Origin of the sequence: Rothia sp. ND6WE1A (assembly GCF_001683935.1) — a bacterium.
GTDB classification, from domain to species: Bacteria; Actinomycetota; Actinomycetes; order Actinomycetales; family Micrococcaceae; genus Rothia; species Rothia amarae.
Genome location: NZ_LXTU01000020.1, coordinates 1 through 17,433, shown reverse-complemented (window position 1 = coordinate 17,433; position 17,433 = coordinate 1). Strand labels below are relative to the sequence as shown.

22 protein-coding genes are annotated in these 17,433 nt (G+C 50.5%); 7 read left to right on the top strand and 15 right to left on the bottom strand.

Annotation, left to right across the window (positions count from 1 at the left end; translation table 11 throughout):
* Positions 1 to 67: 67 nt before the first annotated feature.
* From A7E48_RS02060 to A7E48_RS02000, 13 genes are all read right to left on the bottom strand, one after another.
* A complete protein-coding gene (locus tag A7E48_RS02060) occupies positions 68 to 415 on the bottom strand; it encodes a hypothetical protein (protein WP_141669347.1) in 348 nt (115 codons plus the stop codon).
* A 121-nt stretch (positions 416 to 536) separates the two neighbouring features.
* Entirely contained in the window at positions 537 to 986 is a 450-nt protein-coding gene (gene rplI / locus A7E48_RS02055; protein ID WP_068168827.1) for a 50S ribosomal protein L9, read from the bottom strand.
* A gap of 20 nt (positions 987 to 1,006) precedes the next feature.
* Positions 1,007 to 1,243 (bottom strand): 30S ribosomal protein S18, encoded by a 237-nt coding sequence (gene rpsR / locus A7E48_RS02050; RefSeq protein WP_068168824.1) that lies wholly within the window; start codon positions 1,241 to 1,243, stop codon positions 1,007 to 1,009.
* Positions 1,244 to 1,321: 78 nt separating this feature from the next.
* The gene (locus A7E48_RS02045) at positions 1,322 to 1,987 is read right to left on the bottom strand and encodes a single-stranded DNA-binding protein (protein ID WP_068168821.1); all 666 of its coding nucleotides are present in this window, start codon (positions 1,985 to 1,987) and stop codon (positions 1,322 to 1,324) included.
* A gap of 138 nt (positions 1,988 to 2,125) precedes the next feature.
* Entirely contained in the window at positions 2,126 to 2,431 is a 306-nt protein-coding gene (gene rpsF / locus A7E48_RS02040; protein WP_068168818.1) for a 30S ribosomal protein S6, read from the bottom strand.
* Positions 2,432 to 2,689: 258 nt separating this feature from the next.
* Positions 2,690 to 3,049 carry a TM2 domain-containing protein gene (locus A7E48_RS02035; protein ID WP_068168815.1) on the bottom strand — a complete coding sequence of 120 codons (360 nt, stop codon included), beginning with the start codon at positions 3,047 to 3,049 and terminating at the stop codon, positions 2,690 to 2,692.
* A gap of 75 nt (positions 3,050 to 3,124) precedes the next feature.
* The gene (locus A7E48_RS02030) at positions 3,125 to 4,288 is read right to left on the bottom strand and encodes a hypothetical protein (protein WP_068168812.1); all 1,164 of its coding nucleotides are present in this window, start codon (positions 4,286 to 4,288) and stop codon (positions 3,125 to 3,127) included.
* Positions 4,289 to 4,999 carry a response regulator transcription factor gene (locus A7E48_RS02025; RefSeq protein ID WP_068168810.1) on the bottom strand — a complete coding sequence of 237 codons (711 nt, stop codon included), beginning with the start codon at positions 4,997 to 4,999 and terminating at the stop codon, positions 4,289 to 4,291.
* A gap of 36 nt (positions 5,000 to 5,035) precedes the next feature.
* Positions 5,036 to 6,085, bottom strand: coding sequence for a sensor histidine kinase (locus A7E48_RS02020; RefSeq protein WP_068168807.1), 1,050 nt, complete (start codon positions 6,083 to 6,085; stop codon positions 5,036 to 5,038).
* 8 nt (positions 6,086 to 6,093) lie between these two features.
* Positions 6,094 to 6,375, bottom strand: coding sequence for a hypothetical protein (locus tag A7E48_RS10925; RefSeq protein WP_141669346.1), 282 nt, complete (start codon positions 6,373 to 6,375; stop codon positions 6,094 to 6,096).
* 3 nt (positions 6,376 to 6,378) lie between these two features.
* Positions 6,379 to 7,290, bottom strand: a complete 912-nt coding sequence (locus tag A7E48_RS02015) for an ABC transporter permease subunit (protein WP_068168802.1) — start codon at positions 7,288 to 7,290, stop codon at positions 6,379 to 6,381.
* On the bottom strand, positions 7,290 to 8,366 hold the full coding sequence (locus tag A7E48_RS02010) for an ABC transporter ATP-binding protein (protein WP_068168797.1): 1,077 nt from the start codon (positions 8,364 to 8,366) through the stop codon (positions 7,290 to 7,292). Before A7E48_RS02010 ends, A7E48_RS02015 begins: the two co-directional genes overlap by 1 nt.
* Positions 8,367 to 8,737: 371 nt before the next feature.
* The gene (locus A7E48_RS02000) at positions 8,738 to 10,153 is read right to left on the bottom strand and encodes a CCA tRNA nucleotidyltransferase (RefSeq protein ID WP_068168790.1); all 1,416 of its coding nucleotides are present in this window, start codon (positions 10,151 to 10,153) and stop codon (positions 8,738 to 8,740) included.
* A gap of 90 nt (positions 10,154 to 10,243) precedes the next feature.
* Between A7E48_RS02000 and A7E48_RS01995 the strand changes: the two genes are divergently transcribed.
* The 7 genes from A7E48_RS01995 (at position 10,244) to A7E48_RS11450 (ending at position 16,257) form a co-directional block, all read left to right on the top strand.
* Positions 10,244 to 10,747: an NUDIX hydrolase gene (locus A7E48_RS01995; protein WP_068168787.1), complete on the top strand. Its 504-nt coding sequence runs from the start codon at positions 10,244 to 10,246 to the stop codon at positions 10,745 to 10,747.
* Between the two features lie 56 nt (positions 10,748 to 10,803).
* The gene (gene murJ, locus A7E48_RS01990; protein ID WP_068168784.1) at positions 10,804 to 12,441 is read left to right on the top strand and encodes a murein biosynthesis integral membrane protein MurJ; all 1,638 of its coding nucleotides are present in this window, start codon (positions 10,804 to 10,806) and stop codon (positions 12,439 to 12,441) included.
* 95 nt (positions 12,442 to 12,536) lie between these two features.
* On the top strand, positions 12,537 to 13,811 hold the full coding sequence (locus A7E48_RS01985) for a hypothetical protein (protein ID WP_068168874.1): 1,275 nt from the start codon (positions 12,537 to 12,539) through the stop codon (positions 13,809 to 13,811).
* Between the two features lie 94 nt (positions 13,812 to 13,905).
* Positions 13,906 to 14,937, top strand: a complete 1,032-nt coding sequence (gene trxB, locus A7E48_RS01980; protein WP_068168781.1) for a thioredoxin-disulfide reductase — start codon at positions 13,906 to 13,908, stop codon at positions 14,935 to 14,937.
* A 29-nt stretch (positions 14,938 to 14,966) separates the two neighbouring features.
* Positions 14,967 to 15,290, top strand: coding sequence for a thioredoxin (gene trxA / locus A7E48_RS01975; RefSeq protein ID WP_068168778.1), 324 nt, complete (start codon positions 14,967 to 14,969; stop codon positions 15,288 to 15,290).
* A 104-nt stretch (positions 15,291 to 15,394) separates the two neighbouring features.
* A complete protein-coding gene (locus A7E48_RS11455; protein WP_358431430.1) occupies positions 15,395 to 15,757 on the top strand; it encodes an aldo/keto reductase in 363 nt (120 codons plus the stop codon).
* Entirely contained in the window at positions 15,736 to 16,257 is a 522-nt protein-coding gene (locus A7E48_RS11450; RefSeq protein WP_083147127.1) for an aldo/keto reductase, read from the top strand. Before A7E48_RS11455 ends, A7E48_RS11450 begins: the two co-directional genes overlap by 22 nt.
* Positions 16,258 to 16,314: 57 nt before the next feature.
* On the opposite strand, the gene A7E48_RS01965 is transcribed toward A7E48_RS11450, so the two are convergent.
* Together A7E48_RS01965 and A7E48_RS10700 are read right to left on the bottom strand one after the other, a co-directional pair.
* Entirely contained in the window at positions 16,315 to 17,127 is an 813-nt protein-coding gene (locus A7E48_RS01965; protein ID WP_068168775.1) for a DUF1206 domain-containing protein, read from the bottom strand.
* Positions 17,093 to 17,433, bottom strand: a 341-nt coding sequence (locus tag A7E48_RS10700; protein WP_141669345.1) for a DUF2809 domain-containing protein, incomplete at its 5' end; no start/stop codon positions are given. The genes A7E48_RS10700 and A7E48_RS01965, both read right to left, overlap by 35 nt.

The window sequence follows — 17,433 nt, the reverse complement described above, 5'->3', positions numbered from 1 at the left end:
AACGGTGTCAGAAGTTCATGAGGCAGGTGTTTGGGCAGACGAAAGGAAAGCACACCAGAGAACCTCGTCAAAGAGCGGTGGCCAGAAGCGCCAGCACAACCACCGGATTAGTCACCACCGTAAAAATCAACAGAAGCGCGTTCCATAGGGTCATGTGGCGATAACGAAATAGGCCCACCACCGTCAAAATCATCACCAGAGCAGAGGCGATGATGCTCCCCACCAAACACACCAAAAAGAGAGTCAGAGTACCCGATGGGCTAGAAAGAGACCCATAAACCGCAATCAAAGAAAGGACTGTGGCAATCACTTGAATAATAAGTGCAACCAGGAACATCTGGGTGCTAGATTTCAGCGAACCCCACCGCGACGACGCACGGGAGGAAGAATCGGTTGTCTGGGATGATAAGCGCATAAATTCTAGTATGCCTTTACTTTCTAAGAACGGAATCAAAAGCGCCTTCACATACAAAGAATGCCGCTTCCCCAAGGAAAGCGGCATTCTTTACAAACGCGTGGCGCTCATAAGCAAAAACTTATGCAGCTACAACGTCAAGTTCAACGTTTGCTACAACGTCCTCGTGCAAGCGCACGGAAACGTTGTGAGTACCGGTGGACTTGATAGCGTTGCCAAGGTGGATCGCACGCTTGTCAACAGAACCTAGTCCAGCAGCTTCAATAGCGTCTGCAATGGTCTCTGCCTTAACAGAACCGAAGAGACGACCTTCGGAGCCAGCCTTGTGAGCAACGGTTACAGTTGCGTCTGAAAGCTTAGCTGCCTGAGCCTGTGCCTCTTCAAGTGATGCCTTAGCGCGAGCTGTACGAGCTGCGCGGATGGACTCAACCTGGCGTTCGCCGCCCTGGGTCCATACAACTGCGAAGCCGCGGGGCAGAAGGAAGTTACGTGCGTAGCCGTTCTTTACAGTAACGACGTCACCTGCAACACCCAGACCGGAAACTTCCTGAGTCAGAATGATCTTAGCCATGTTCTTTACTCTCCTTCTCTTTAGCGGCCAGCGCCGGAGTAAGGCAGGAGTGCAACTTCGCGGGCATTTTTAATTGCCTGAGCGATCTTGCGCTGTTCCTGCACGGTTACGCCAGTTACACGACGTGCGCGGATCTTGCCGCGATCGGAGATGAACTTACGCAGAAGAGCGACGTCCTTGTAATCAATCTCGGTTACGTCTGCAGCCTTGAGCGGGTTCTGCTTTGGTTTGGGCTTACGGATTTCAGCCTTAGCCATCGTGGTGCTCCTTTATTTTGTTGGGAGCCCGCGGCTAAACCGCGGGATGGTGGATATTTTTATTCGAAGGTTATCGGTTTAGAAGGGCGGTTCGTCTTCAGACGCCGCACCCCAGTCATAGTTTCCGCCGGACTGAGCGCCCCACGGATCTGCACTAGGTGCAGGAGCTGACTGCGGTGAGGACTGCTGGTTGCCCTGAGAGCCACCAAAGTTACCGCCACCGTTATTGTTGCTATAACCGTTGCCGCCGCTGAAACCACCCTGCTGGCCACCGGTGTTGCCACCATTGAAACCACCTTGGTTAGCTCCAGCGAAGTTGTTGCCTCCCCCATTGTTAAAACCGCCACCTTGCTGACCACCAAAGTTGTTACCTCCGGAGCGCTGGTTACGGTTCACGCTGGCAGATGCAAAACGGAGTGAGGGACCAATCTCTTCGATCTCTAGCTCCATTGAAGTGCGGCGTTCGCCTTCTTTAGTCTCGTACGAGCGGGACTTCAAACGGCCCTGTGCGATGACGCGCATACCCTTACGCAGGGTTTCTGCCACGTTTTCAGCGGCTTCACGCCATACTGATGCGCGAAGAAAGAGGGTCTCGCCTTCTTTCCATTCACCCGATGCGCGATCAAAATTGCGCGGGGTGGATGCGATCGTAAAGTTAGCTACCGCTGCACCGTTAGGGGTGAAACGAAGCTCGGGATCGCCGGTAAGGTTACCAACGACAGTAATGACGGTATCGCCAGCCATTTGATGCCTCCAGTCGAATAATCAAGTAATTAGAAAAAGTCTTTCATGAGGGTCTGACATTTTTAGGCGTCAATCTCAAAAATTCTGTAAAAAAATCACATCACTTTGAAACGGCGTGAACCAACCCCTTGAAAGGGATTACTTGGAGGAGATCTTCTGATCTTCCGGACGGATGATCTTGGTGCGCATCACGGATTCGTTCAAGTTAAGGCGACGATCCAATTCTGCTGCAGATTCCGGGGTGGAAGTGAAGTTGACGACTGCGTAGATGCCTTCGGTCTTCTTCTGGATTTCGTATGCCAGGCGGCGACGGCCCCAGATGTCCATCTTGTCAATGGTGCCGTTGTCCTTGGTTACGATTTCGAGGAACTTAGAGAGGGTGGGCTCAACAGCCTGATCCTCTACCTCGGGATTGAGGATAACCATCAATTCGTATTCACGCATGATTAAACCCCTCCTTTGGGCTAAACGGCTATGGGATTTCCATAGCAGGAGATATTTCGCGCTTGCACAAAAGCGGAGATTGACCGATTCTGCACAGACTTTGCCACTTTACAGGATTAAACGCCTTATTTACAGGGTTTTTTGGAGGTTCGGCGCAAGGTCACACGAACTACAGACGTGTAAGTTCAGACCGCCACCGAGGGAAAGCGGCTGCCCACCGTAGCTCCCCGACGCTTCGACGTCGAACGGGCACAAAAACTAGTACGTGCGACGAACTGCTAGAGAGTTCATTAGCCCCACACGAATTGGCATGGTGAAGATATCTATGAACATGAGCAGACCCCACAAGACAATAAAGGGAATGCCTAGAATTATGTGCCAGGTGGTGGAACCGATAGCAAACAGAATGACGTAGAAGAGCGCCATAAAAGGCTGACGCAGATACAGCTTATGTAAACCTAACCAACCCAAGAAGAACCACAGTAGATATGCAATGAGTAAAGATTTCTGCCGGACAATTACGGTGGTAGCTTGCTGGTTAATTCCGTAGGTAGGAGCAAAAGGATTGCGCTGATTATTTATATATTGCGGGGTGTAATGTTCGGGTCTTTCTGACATGGATTCTCCTTTGATGTAGCCGTGCAGATCTTAGAGGTTCTTCTTGTATCACTTTTAAGACTACTGAGAATTTGACTACCTGTCTGCACCTTTCGCAGAGGGTGAAGCAGAGGATTCAGAAGGCTCCCCCGCCTTTACCTCTATCGACGCACTTTTGCCCGATGAAACAACCTTTGCATCGATAGGAGTAGAGATTTTTTCGGTAATTTTCTTCCCGTTTTTTTCATAGGTCACGGCAAATTCTGCAGTTTTATATTTGCTAGCATGCCAAGTATCCCCCTTCTGGGAATCCTGTTCTAAATACATCACTGGACGTGAAATAAGATTCCATTCCACCTCGGTTATATTTTTTTCCGAGGGTGTTTTAGAAGCAGGGCAACCTTCTGAAGAGAGGGAACGAGAGTTCATACATTCCTGCACCCACTTATTAATCTCTTGATCCGTTTCACTCCACATACGGTAAGACGGACGAAGCTTATACTGCAGAAGCTTCAGCGAGCCCTGATCAAATCCCACGCCCACAGAGTAAGACCCACCAACCACCGAATAGTAGGAATCTTTAGGCATACCAAACTCAAATTTTCCGGGTAATAGAGCGACCTTCCAGAGGGAAGATTCTTCAGGAGAGAAAGCTCCAGTATCAGGTAAATCTACGGCATACCCGTTGATAGAGAATTCATCCAGAGGAAAAGAATTTTCCACCGATAAGAGCTTTTGCCCTGGCTCTGCAAGATGCCAAGCATCATTAAAAATTCCCGTTTTATGGTCTTTCACCACGTTCAGACGAACCAGCTGTTCTTTACCATCTGCTTTTACTTTCACCTGCGCCGTCGCAGTATTGCCAGATTCCTGAATCTCTTCAATGGAATAGGATTCAACGCGGCCAGGTGACTGCCGATATATCGAATTCTTCAGAAAAACAACAGAGTCATCCCCATACGCCGAACGATCCATAGCCCTGAAATACCGGCCGTCTCGAAGATTGTTGAAGTGTTTTTCGATAGCTTCAGTGGGAGTACGAACGGTGGAAATATAGTTCCCTATAGTGGCAACGAGAATGCTAAGAATCACCACAACCGCCATGGCCCACCACAGACGCCGTTTCACCGACCGCGTCTCAGAATAGGTAAGAATTCCTGCCGCCCTGCGCCCCCTGTTTACCGTGCGCAGAGAAGCGGTAAGGATACGGTTATGAGACCAGCGATTGGCTGAATCTTCTTGAGGCTTCTGCTCCGTCATTTAGAAATCGTTTCTCAAGACATGAGGGGACTTGTTTCCCGGTTGAACCATTCCCGACTCATATGCGAAGACAACCACCTGCACGCGATCCCTTACATCAAGTTTGGAGAGAATCGACCGCACATGCGTTTTGACCGTGGTTTCTGAAACAAAGAACTTTTCTGCGATTTCAGAGTTGGAAAGACCGGTAGCTATTGCTTCCACTGTATCTCTTTCCCGGGGTGTCAAGGACTCTAATCTACTTTTATATATTCCATATAAAGCATAATTACTAGTAGATGTGTTATTGATAAATTCTTCTACCAACCGAGCAGTCATCCGGGGAGCCACCATAGACTCCCCCGCATTTACCACTTGCACAGCTCTCACTAGCTCCTCAGGCTGCGCGTCCTTAAGCATAAATGCGCTGGCTCCCGCACGTAAACCAGCAAATGCATATTCATCCACATCAAAAGTGGTCAAAATGATGACTCGTGACTCCGTAGTTTGAGTAATCTGCCGCGTAGCTTCAATGCCATCCATAACTGGCATACGGACGTCCATCAGCACGACGTCGGGGCGCAGTTCTTGCGCCATTGCAACTCCTTGCGCGCCGTCGGATGCTTCCCCCACCACCTCAATATCCGTGCCCTCTAGCACCAGGCGAAATCCCATCCGCAGAAGAGACTGGTCGTCTACCAACAGCACGCGTAGCGGTGATGCTTCAGACATAGAGATCCTTACCTCCCGGAGCCAATACTCTTTATTTTAGTGATGAGTTGAAGGAACCGAAGATTCCCACACCAGATGAGCGCGAAGAGTCCAACCACCCATATCGTTAGGCCCAGCGATCACCGACCCGTTATAGAACGCAGCTCGTTCCCGAATACCAGTTAAACCCTTTCCTGACCCCAAAGAGCCTATACCCGAAGAATCTTCTAGCGCGGCTGTTCCATCGTTTATTACAGTGATCCAAACATCCGGTAGCATAACTTCCACTTTCACCCTCACCTCGCTAACATTCCGTCCATAACGAAGCGCATTAGTCAAAGATTCCTGCACAATCCGATAGAGACTCAATCGTAAATTATTATCTGCCGGGATAACCTCGCCGTGATATTCAAGAACAACCGGCATACCCGTTGCTTCAAAAGAATCTACTAGCTCTTGAAGGTTCTCCCGAGCATCCATTGAAGTTCCCTCGGCGGGCAACAGCGGTGCATTCTGCGCATGCGGTTCCCTCAAAACGCCCAAGGTTCGGCGCATATCAGCTAAAGCCGTACGTCCAGTATGAGAAAGCTCTTGAAGAACCTCCTCAGCCCGCTCAGGATTCTTCTTTCCCACAATCCGTGCACCGTCAGCCAAGGTAATCATTACGGTCAATGAATGCGCCACCACATCGTGCATTTCGCGAGCAATACGGGTTCGTTCTTCAGTAGCGGCGAGGACCTGTGTTTGATCAAAGCGTTCGACGATTTCACGATCAAACTCATTATTCTTATGCGTGAATCTGCCGAACATAACGACGACGAGGTTAATCGCCACACCCATACCCACGCTAAACCCTAAAAGAGTAAGAAGCGGGAGTGGATTCTCTTGTAAAGAGATAGTTGAACCATCGCCGGTAGGTATCGGCTCAGAAAGATAAAGGAACCCCATGAGAACCATATTGGCGGCGCTCACAGCAAGGAAACCAAAAATAGTCAGACGGAGACTCAGCTCCGCAGCAACAGTGTAGAGAAAGATCCACGGCACAAAACCCGCCAGCGAAAAGCTGCTCTCGGTACCGACGATAACGGAATAGATAAGGTCGACCAATGTTGCCCCTAGCAAAAGTTGCAGGGGCCACCGTTTGCGCACAAAATCAGGGCAGTATTCAACAGATTGAAAACGATAAGAACAAGAAGATGCGGCGCCGAAGGCCAATCTCGCGGAATCGCCATGACTATCGAGAACATACCCTGCAGCAACAGATTGAGCCCGGCAAGTATCCCGTTAGTAGCTACAGGATGAGCCTTCACCCATCGCGTAGTCCTTCCCCGACGACGCGCAACAAGGCGCTGCCCCTCGGAAAGAGGCGCAGCGCCAGATGTTGAACGAGACTTCATACCTTACTTAGTGTCGGTGAAAGCAAACCGCAGGTAACCGAGCAAAGCAGGAACACCAGCCCAAAGAGCCAGCCAAGCCCCAGATTCCTGGTAGCCGATCTCAGCGTCCTTAGGCAATCCGTAAGAAGTGATGTTGTTGCCCAAACTTGCTGGGAGGTAAGGTGCGAAATCGGTTGCCCAGTCAAACTGCAAGGTGCTGAAAATAATCTGCATCACGAACATCAAGACAACGACCAAAACCACGCCGCCCGCATTGCTACGCAATAGCGCGCCAAATCCGAGACCCATCCAAGCCATAAGCATGAAGTAGATTGCCACACCCAGCCAGTTCATGACGGCACCCGAAGAGAAATCAATTTTGCTCGAAAGCTCCTCATTGAGAATGGGAGTAGAAGCAAAATAGGAAAGAGCAGCTACAACAAATCCGGTAATGAAACCGAAGACGCTCACCACAAGGAACTTCGCTACATACACCATAGAACGGCGAGGAACCACCGTAAGAGTAGTACCAATAGCCCGTGTGGCATATTCAGATGCCACAAAAACCACGGCAATAGAAGCAATGAGCATATTAGCTAGCATGGTGCCCGACGCGCCCAGCCCGTGAGCATAATGTACTAGACCATCAATCGTGAAGTACGAAGCGCCGTCTTCCCCAGCTTGAGCCGCCATCTCGGCAGCCATTTGAGGATTGTCGCGCAACATCTCGGCCTGTGAGTTAAGGTTCATTGCAAAGAGAAGCGCCAAACCAATCATCACAACACCCACAATAAGTGTCATAACCCAGTTAGTGGTCAACGTGCGGAACTTGAGAGCTTCTGAACGAACCGTACCGAAAAAGCTCAATTTCTTATCAGCGTAGGCGCTTCGCGGCGCAATGGAAGTCCGCGACGCAGTTGAGGTAGTGGTGGTCATTAGTTTTCCTCCTGCTGTGAAGTGGTTCCAGATACTGCGCGGCTACCTTGTTGGCCCGCCCACGGCGTCGATTCCTGTTTCGTATTCGACTGATTTATACCATTTGATTCATACATTGTTGCCCCGGGAGCCACAGGTGAGACACCCGAACCAGTCTGATGATTTTCCGGCAAATCAGAGGAGTTATATTCCACTTCGTCCCGGGTCATATTCATGTAGACATCTTCCAAAGAAGCAATCTGCGGGGTAATCTCATGCAGAAGCACATTCGACTCCGCCGCCAAGCGAGCGAGAGACCGCGCGTCCAACCCTTGAACCATCAAACCGTCTGTTTCGATGGGGGAAACCGAGGTTCCTTGTTCTTGAAGAACACGATCAAGCTGCTCTCGGTGATCAGTACGAACCAAAATGCGATCATTTGCTGCCAGCGACAAGAAATCTTTAATGGAAGAGTTGGCAAGAACTCGACCGCGGCCAATCACCACGAGGTCATCAGCAGTCTGTGCCATTTCGCTCATCAAGTGAGAGGAAATCAGTACAGTTTTGCCTTCAGATGCGAGGTAGCGCGCTAGGTTACGCACCCAGATAACACCTTCAGGGTCAAGTCCGTTGACGGGTTCGTCCAAAATAACATTCTGCGGATCGCCCAGGAGCGCGGCTGCAATGCCCATGCGCTGCCCCATGCCAAGGGAGAATCCACGAACCTTCTTTTTGGCGACGGCGCTTAGACCGGTCATATCGATAACTTCATCGACACGACTCTTGGGAATGCCGTGAGTAAGAGCGAGGGAGCGCAGGTGGTTTAGACCTGAGCGTCCAGGGTGAATTGCCTTGGCGTCGAGCAGAACTCCCACCGAGGAGAGAGGAGATGACTTTGAGGCGTATTTTTCGCCGTCTACCAGCGCCTGTCCGCTGGTGGGTTTTTCCAAGCCGACAATCATGCGCATGGTGGTTGATTTACCTGCGCCGTTGGGGCCGAGGAAGCCGGTGACTTTGCCGTTAGGGACGGTAAAGCTGATGTTATCGACGGCTGTTTTCGCCCCGTATTTTTTGGTGAGATTTCTAATTTCGAGCATGTATTTTCCTCGCTCAGTAGGCGGTTTAGAAGATTTACCTGTCTACTCTCTACAGTACGGGGATAGGGGTTTGTTAGGTAGAACTTCAGGTATGAAATCCTGAGAAACCTTCTAGTCCGCAAGGATGAGGTTGCCGGTTCCGAGCGAGCGAAGCTGAAGAGGCAACCGAATAGGAAGCTATGAGCGTAGCGAATACCCAGGCCGGTTCCGAGCGAGCGAGATGGAAGCAGATTTTCCGAGCGCGCGAGGAAATAAAAATCTGCTGGAATAGCTGAGCTTGCGAAGCTGAAGATGCGACCACCAAAACGCACCTTTAACCAGCAGTTGCCGGTCAAAGGTGAACTTTCTGGTCGCTTGTCCCGTCTCGGAATTCAGATCCCCTGATCCGCTGCCCATTCTTTGAGCCTGCGGGTTGCTTCTTCTTCTCCTAATGAACCTTCATCGAGGCGCATGTTTAGCAAAAATTTATATGCCTTTCCAACTATAGGTCCAGGTGAAACCCCTAAAATTTCCATGATTTGTTCGCCGTCAAGATCCGGACGCATGGCGTCGAGCTCTTCTTGTTCGGCAAGTTCTTCGATACGACGTTCGAGGTCGTCATAGGCGTGAGCAATCCGGTTTGCCCGGCGCTTATTACGGGTTGTGACATCAGCACGAGTGAGTCGGTGCAACCGCTCCAGCAGGTCTCCGGCATCGCGCACGTAGCGGCGTACCGCCGAGTCGGTCCAGCCGGCATCGCCATAGCCGTAGAAACGCATGTGTAGCTCGACGAGGCGAGCCACTGCCTTGATGGTGTCATTATCAAATCGCAAAGCCCGCATACGTTTTTTAACCAGCTTTGCCCCCACGATGTCGTGATGCAAGAAGCTCACCGAACCGTTGGGCTCAAACTTGCGGGTATCTGGCTTTCCGATATCGTGCATCAGGGCAGCAAAACGAAGCACGAAGTCGGGGGCGGGAACAGGGCCTTCAGTGTCTGTCTCAAGTGAGGCTGCCTGCTCTAAGACCTTCAAAGAGTGCTGGTACACGTCTTTATGATGATGGTATTCGTCCACTTCCAGTTTGAGAGCGGGAATTTCCGGCAGAACGTAGCCCGCCAGCCCTGATTCCACGAGGAGCTCAATTCCACGTACGGGAGCAGGTGCCTTAATAAGTTTGACCAGCTCATCCCGCACTCGTTCAGCCGAAATAATGTTGATGCGCTCTGCCATGTCCGTCATAGCGGTGAAAACTTCGGGGGCAACGTCAATATCAAGGCGTGCGGCAAAGCGGGCTGCGCGCATCATGCGTAAGGGGTCGTCTGAGAACGAATCTTCTGCAGTGCCCGGTGTGCGAATAACCCCGGCTTCCAGATCGGATTCCCCTCCGAAAGGATCAACCAGTTCTAAAGAAGGGAGGCGCAGCGCCATAGAGTTGATGGTGAAGTCCCGGCGAAAGAGATCGTCTTCGAGATTATCGCCAAAGGCAACCTGGGGCTTACGGGAATCAGGGTCATATGCGTCGGCGCGATAGGTGGTAATTTCCACCATTTCGTTTCCCTTACGCACCCCAATGGTGCCGTATTCCTTACCGATTTCCCAGGTAGTATCAGCCCAATCTTTGACCACTGCAAGGGTTTGGTCGGGATGAGCGTTTGTAGTGAAATCAAGATCGGTTGCCTGCTGATGCAGAAACAGGTCGCGTACAGGACCACCCACCAATGAGAGTTCGAACCCCGCCGTCTCGAAAAGCTTACCGAGCTCTAGGGCAAGGGGATGGATTGCAGAGGTGTCAAGAGATTTCGCCATAGTCCCTTAATCGTGCCAGATAACTGGCAGATGTTCGCACTCTCTCACCATTAATCACACTTATGCATTTCTATCGGTTAAGGTAGAGACATGACTTTTCCAGTACCCCGGGCTCCCAAGAGACGTGCGTTTACGCCCGTTTCCATGCTGCCCACGGTGGAAGAAGTCTCCGCAGGCGGCGTAATTGTCGATTTTGATAACCCTGCTTTACCCGTTGCCATCATTGCTCGTGTAAACCGTGGGGGGCGCCTGGAATGGTGCTTGCCTAAGGGACATCCGGAAAATGATGAGAACAATATTCAAGCCGCAGCTCGGGAAATTGAAGAAGAGACGGGCATTATGGGCGATGTCTTGGCGTCTTTAGGCAGTATTGATTACTGGTTTACGGTTGCTGGACGGCGTGTGCATAAGACGGTTCACCACTATCTTCTTTCTGCCACTGGTGGCTATCTCACAACCGAAAAAGACCCTGACCACGAGGCTGTTGACGTAGCGTGGGTTAATATAGACGATTTGGGGCGCAAGCTTTCGTTCCCTAATGAGCGCCGCATCGCTGAGATTGCGCGCGAGTACATCATCCACCAGCTTTCTTAGGCGGGGCACGGATTCGCCTGCTTATTTGCAGTCAACACGCAGAAAAGAGTTCACACGTGGCACGTACCGGTGCATTTTCGAGTGCCATTATGGCGTCGGGAACTATGGTTTCTCGCATTCTCGGCTTTGTGAAGACCATTCTGATTACCATTGCTATTGGTTCTGGCACAGCAATGGGTACTATTTTTGAAACCGCGAATACCCTTCCGAACCTGATTTATGTGTTGGTTGCCGGGGGTATTTTTAATGCGGTGCTGGTTCCGCAAATCATCAAGGCGGCAAAGCACGATGACGGCGGTTCAGATTTTATTTCTCGTCTGATTACTCTGGCGAGCGTGGGAATTGCCGCAGTTACCTTGGTTGTAGTTGCCTGTGCTTGGCCAATTATTTCGATTATGGGTCAAGAGTGGAGCGACGATCAGCGAGCGCTCGGTCTGGTATTCGCCCTGTGGTGTTTGCCGCAGATTTTCTTCTACGGTTTTTACACGATTATTGGTCAGGTTTTGAACGCCCGCGGGGCGTTTGGCTGGTACATGTGGTCGCCGGTCATCAATAATATTGTGGCTATTGGCGCGCTGATTTACTTTATTTTTGCGTTTGGCCGTCAGAGTGCTGAGGTTCCCCCGCTGCATGATGTGTCGAATTGGACTTCCGCTCAGACTCTTGTGCTGGCGGGTTCTGCTACGGTGGGCGTGGCTATTCAGGCGCTGATTTTGTTGATTCCTCTGCAGCGGTTGGGTTTGAGGTTGCGCCCTAAGTTTGGGTGGCGTGGTATTGGTTTGGGTGATTCTGCCAAGTTGGCGGGGTGGACTTTGGCTACCGGCGTCGTCTCTAATTTAGCGTTTTTCTATCTCACGAAGACTGCTTCAAATATTATTGCCCATGATGGGCAGATTATTCCGGGTATTCAGGCATTGAATTACTCGTCGATGTTGTACTCGTTGCCGCACGGTGTGATTGGTTTGTCGATTGCTACGTATCTTTTCAATAAGATGTCTCAAGCTTCGCAGGACGACGACGCCGAGAACGTTGTTGCTGCTCTTTCTTCTGGGTTGCGGGTGTCGTCAGTTGCCACTATTTTCCTGGCTGTAGCGCTGATTGTTTTTGCTGGCCCTGTGGGGATGCTCTTTGGTAATGGGAATGTGACGTCGGCGGCTCAGATTGGTCAGACTATTACGGTGATCGCTTTGGGTGGGCCTTTCTTGACTATCGCTTTCATGATGGGGCGTGTGTTGTATGCGCAGGAGGATGCGCGTACACCATTCTTTATTCAGCTGGTTTCTGCGGTGTTTATTGTGGTGGCTGGTTTTATTGCGTCGCGTTTGGATCCTTCTCATACGGTCTTCGCGCTGGCAGGTACTTATGCGTTACAGAATGTTCTGGCGGTTATTCTCAGCCATTTCGTGTTGAGAAAACGGTTTGGTCGTTATGACGGTCGAAATATTGTGTTGACTCATGCTCGGGTTGCGCTGTCATCGTTTTTTGCCGGCCTTTTTGGGGCGTGGGCTCTGTGGCTTTTGGGTGGCTATTCGTTCAACGGTTTTGCCTGGAGTAGCATTATGAACGCGCTGATTACAATTATGGTCGGTGGCGTTGTGATGTCTGTTGCCTACTATTTCTTCCTTCTTATTTTTCGGGTGCAGGAACTAGATGTTCTGCTGAATCCTTTGCGTCGGAAAATTCCTTTCCTCTAAACCTTTCTCTACCCCGCCACGATTGAGGGGTTGAGCAGGTAAACTTCACTTAAAATCACTGACCACGTAAGAAATCTTGCCTTTTGGAGGACCACTTGTCCCAGTCGCACTCTTCTCAGCCGATTCCTGTGAACACTGTTCTTGGCGAGCGCTATAAAGTGACCGGAGCTGTTACTGAAACAGCTGATGGCGATTCGATTCTTGAGGGCAAGGACACCGTTCTCAATCGTAAGGTTTCGATTGTAGTGGCGGCTACTGCCCATAATGATCGGTTGATTGCGAATGCTCGCACGCTGGTGACTAATGCCCGTTCGCAGGTGCAGGTGCTCGATTTGGGTAATACGAGTGGTCGTGCGTATTTGGTGACGGCGTTGGCGCGTCCAGATACGCTGTTGGATACGTTGTTGGTGGATTCTTCGACCCTGGCGGCGTCGTCTGAATCGCAGGAGGCGTTGGGGGAGGAAATCTTTGGGGATGAAGATTCCACTGCTCCCGGTTCTTTTGCGGCAACTCGTTCATCTTCCCCGCAGTCTATTTCTGCCACGCGGGAAATTCCTGGTTATTCGGTAGAAGCTCCTGTGGTTGCGGGATCGGCGGTTGCTGCCGGGGCAGCTGGTCAGGAACATGCGGATGCCTATTACGCTGATGAGGTTCCCGACTATGAGGATTACGACGATTATGCCGACGACGATGAAGAAAAGAGCGGCGGCGGCGTATGGGCTGTAGCCATTGCTGCGATTCTTTTGCTTGTAGTGGGTGTGGCGGTAGTCTTCAGTTCTCTCTCTGGCATGGTGAAGGATAAGGGCGAGGAGCAGGCTGCTACTCCGGCGTCGTCATCCTCCTCTGCTGCGGCGTCTTCTAGCAGCGCTACTCCTTCTTCCACTCCGTCTGAAACAAAAAAGGCAGATGCCAAGCTAGCTGGTAACGTGACCCGTCTTGTTCCTGCTAACCCTAGTTTCATGGCGGATCAGGACAACACTTTGGGGCAGATGACCGATGGCAATACCTCCACCGCGTGGATGAGCTATGGTTTTGCTACCTCTAATTTTGGTGGCGCTACTGATCAGGTCGCGTTGGCCTTTGAGTTGGAGGAGCAGGCTCCCGTTTCTCAGCTCACCATTGAGCAGCAGAGTGGAACCGGTGGTGCGTTCACAGTTTTGACCAACGATTCGGCGTCTCTGGATGGCGCTACTGAAGTGGGCTCAGGCTCTTTCGCTGGATCTACGGTGAGTGTTGATCTTGACCAGCAGAAGCAGAAGGACGGCGCTAAGTTCGTTATTATTCGCTTCACTGAAGCTCCTCAGCTCACCCAGCCCATTGCGGGTTACAGCTATGGTCTGCGTATCGCAGAGGTTTCAGTTTCTAACTAAGTTTTTGCCTATCAGCGTTCTCATGAGGAATATTCGGGGGCGCTGATAGGTTTTATTAACCGATAAGTTTTTATTTCCTGGGAAAGGATTTCAGATGGCTACCGATTCATTGGGTGGGCTCTTTGCCGCAGGTGCCGGCGCATCAATTAACGTAAGCCCCGCCAGCGTTGAAAAACCTGCTCCTGAAGCAGATGAGAACCAGCCGGTTCATGACGTCATCATTGTGGGTTCTGGCCCTGCTGGTTACACCGCAGCGATTTATACCGCACGCGCAAATCTGAAGCCTGTACTTTTTGCTTCGTCGGTCTCCCCCGGTGGCGATCTGATGACTACTACCGAAGTGGAGAACTTCCCCGGCTTCGTAGATGGTATCCAGGGCCCCGAGCTAATGACTACCATTGGTGCACAAGCAGAGCGTTTCGGAGCCGATATCCGTTACGAGGACGTCGAACAGCTTGAACTAGATGGCGACACCAAGAAGGTCATTTTGAGTGACGGCTCAGTTCACCTGGCAAAGACCGTTATTATTTCTACCGGTTCCGAGTACCGCAAGCTAGGTATCGAGGGCGAGCAACGCCTTTCCGGGCACGGCGTTTCCTGGTGCGCCACCTGTGATGGTTTCTTCTTCAAAGAAAAAGAACTCGCAGTGGTTGGCGGTGGCGATTCCGCATTGGAAGAGGCTCTCTATCTGACTAACCACGCATCCAAGGTCTATCTGGTGCACCGCCGCGATTCGCTACGCGGTTCTGAGATTATGCAGCAGCGCGTATTTGATCACGAGAAGATTGAAGTTATTTGGGATTCTGCCGTCAAAACCATTAATGGTGAAGACAAGGTTTCTTCGGTAACTCTGACCAACACTAAAACCGGTGAAGAATCAGAGCTGACTGTTGAAGGTGTTTTCGTTGCGATCGGTTCTGATCCTCGGACTGCTTTGGTGGCAGGTAAACTCAAGCTGACCGATGCGGGAACCATCGCCGTCGACGGACGCGCTTCTAAGACCTCTATCCCCGGTGTATTCGCTGCAGGCGACGTCATTGACCCGACTTACCGCCAGGCTATTACTGCTGCCGGTTCAGGCTGTGTAGCGGCTCTGGACGCCCAGCACTACCTCGAAACCCTCTAAACCATCCCCATTTTTTGAAAGGACACCACATGTCACATCAGGTAACAGACGCTAATTTCTCTGAAGAGGTTCTCTCCTCCGATAAGCCCGTTATTGTAGATTTCTGGGCTGAATGGTGCGGTCCTTGCCGCATGGTTGGTCCCGTTATCGACGAGATCGGTGAAGAGTACGCCGAGCAGGTCAAGGTTGTAAAGCTGGATGTCGAGAACAATCCCGCGACTGCAATGAAGTATGGAATCACCTCAATTCCCGCTATCTACGTTTTCAAGGATGGCGAAGTAGCTCAGCAGACCGTTGGCGCAAAGCCCAAGGCTGCTTTGGTAAAAGAATTTGCCGAATACCTTCAGGCATAAAATTTTTATATGAATAAGAATGGAGAATTCCTCGATTTGAGGGATTCTCCATTTTTTTGATGAAAGGTTAGATAATGAATTATCAATGAGGTGGTACTTTTCAAATCAATGATTTCGCTGTTCCTCGCATTGGTTATGGAATGGGTGGAATTACTCGTAAAGTAGAGCAAAATAATGGCGATCATTCTGAGGGAATTAGACTTCTCAATGAAGCTTTTGATTTGGGAATCCGTCATTTTGATATGACTCAGTTTTACAGTGACGGTCTAGCTAACGAGCTACTGCAGAAATCTTTCTCTTCCCGCCGCTCCGACGTCTTTATTGCTTCTAAGGTCGGCGCCTGCCCTATCCCCGGCATGCCTCCAATGGCTGCAGCTCAGAAACCGCATGAGTTGCGTGAGATGATTAAAACCAATTTGGAAACCCTTCAGACGGATTCCTCGATATGGTGTACCTCCGTCGTATGAATTTCCAGCCCAGCTTGATTCCTGAGGGGGATCAGCAGGTCGATTTGCACGCCCAGTTGGAGGAGCTACTCAAACTGCGCGAAGAGGGAAAGGTTCTCTCGATCGGTCTGAGCCACGTCACGCTTGAACAGGTGAAACAGGCAGAGAAGGAAATAGGTATTGCTTCTGTTTCCAACATCTATACTGTGCTTCGTCGTGATGATGAGCCTATTTTGGATTTTGCGCAGGCACATGAAATTGCGTGGACGCCGTATTTCCCCTTGGGCGGTGTATCCTACGCTGATATTCCGCGCGTCACCGAGCACACTTCAGTTCAGCGCATTGCAGAGGAGCTGGGTGCTACCGTTAACCAGGTAGGCATCAAATGGCAGCTTGAGCACTCCCCTAATACCCTGCTGATTATGGGTACATCTAGCCTCCATCACCTGAAGGAAAACGTTGCGGCAGCTTCGCTTAGCTTTACGTCTGAGCAGTTTGAAGAGCTAGAAAATCTAACTTAAGAGGTTGTTTTAGAGAGAGGTTGGCGAAGTTATTCGCCAACCTCTCTTTTCGTTATACTAAATTTCGTTGGTGTATTTCGCGCGCGCAATGGAATAGAGCCCGTACAGCATAAACCCAAACGCGATCAGAATGAGAAGTATTGCACCAAACGGTTGTTCACCAATGATTCGAAGCGCTGAATCCATGCCTGCCGCCTTACGAGCGTCGGCACTGAGCCCTGCCCATAAGACCAGGCTGACTAGTACAAGAAATGCGATTCCGCAAGCTATATAGTCCGCTGTTCCAGCCACAGTAACTCCTGTACCGACGTTTCCCGCCCGGGCGCCAGCTTCTAAATCCTTGACGAACTTCCGAGTCGCGCCCTTTACGATTCCATAGATTCCAACGCCGATAATAACCAGCCCACCTACAACGATGATGATTTTACCACCGGGCATTTCAAGGATTTTCGACGTTATCGAGGTGCTCTTCTGTCCATCTGAGCTTGAACTGCCCCGAGCGAAGGTCAAGGATGAGAATCCCAGTGTCAGAAATACGATTCCCAGCACTGCTCCCTTTGCTTTTTCTTTATTTTCGGTGGTCTTCAATGTGGTGGCAAGCCGCCACAACCCAAGTGCTACCAACCCCAGGTTCATAATCCACAGGAATATTTGTCCACCAGGGGATGAAGCTATTTGAGCCATAGCTCCTGAGTTTGACGCTTCTCCCCCGCCGGATCCCGTTGCAACCCTCAAGGCGATCCAGCCAATCATGATGTGAAGCAGTCCGGAGACAACAAAGCCCATACGTGCCATGATTAGAAACGCAGGGTGTTGGGCAGCTTGCGAGGCATTCTTATTTGCTTGGGATTTTATTTCTTGAATATCCATTTTTATTCATCATCTTCTTGTCGATAAATTTTAAAAGAATAAACCAGGATAACAAGACCCCTAATCCATACCAGGGTAAATCTGCGGAATCAAAATTTGAACCCAACAGATAATGACTGGGAGGGAATTTTTTCTCTAGATTTTCAGGGATATTGGTCATCTGCAGAAATTCAACACTCCAACAAAATAGAAGTGAAATAATTGGAGTAATAAATTTCCACTTTCTGGAGTTTAAAAATATAAATGAGAAAAATATTGTAAATAATGCAGCCCAGCCGATGGTTCCCGTCGCATTGGAAATATATT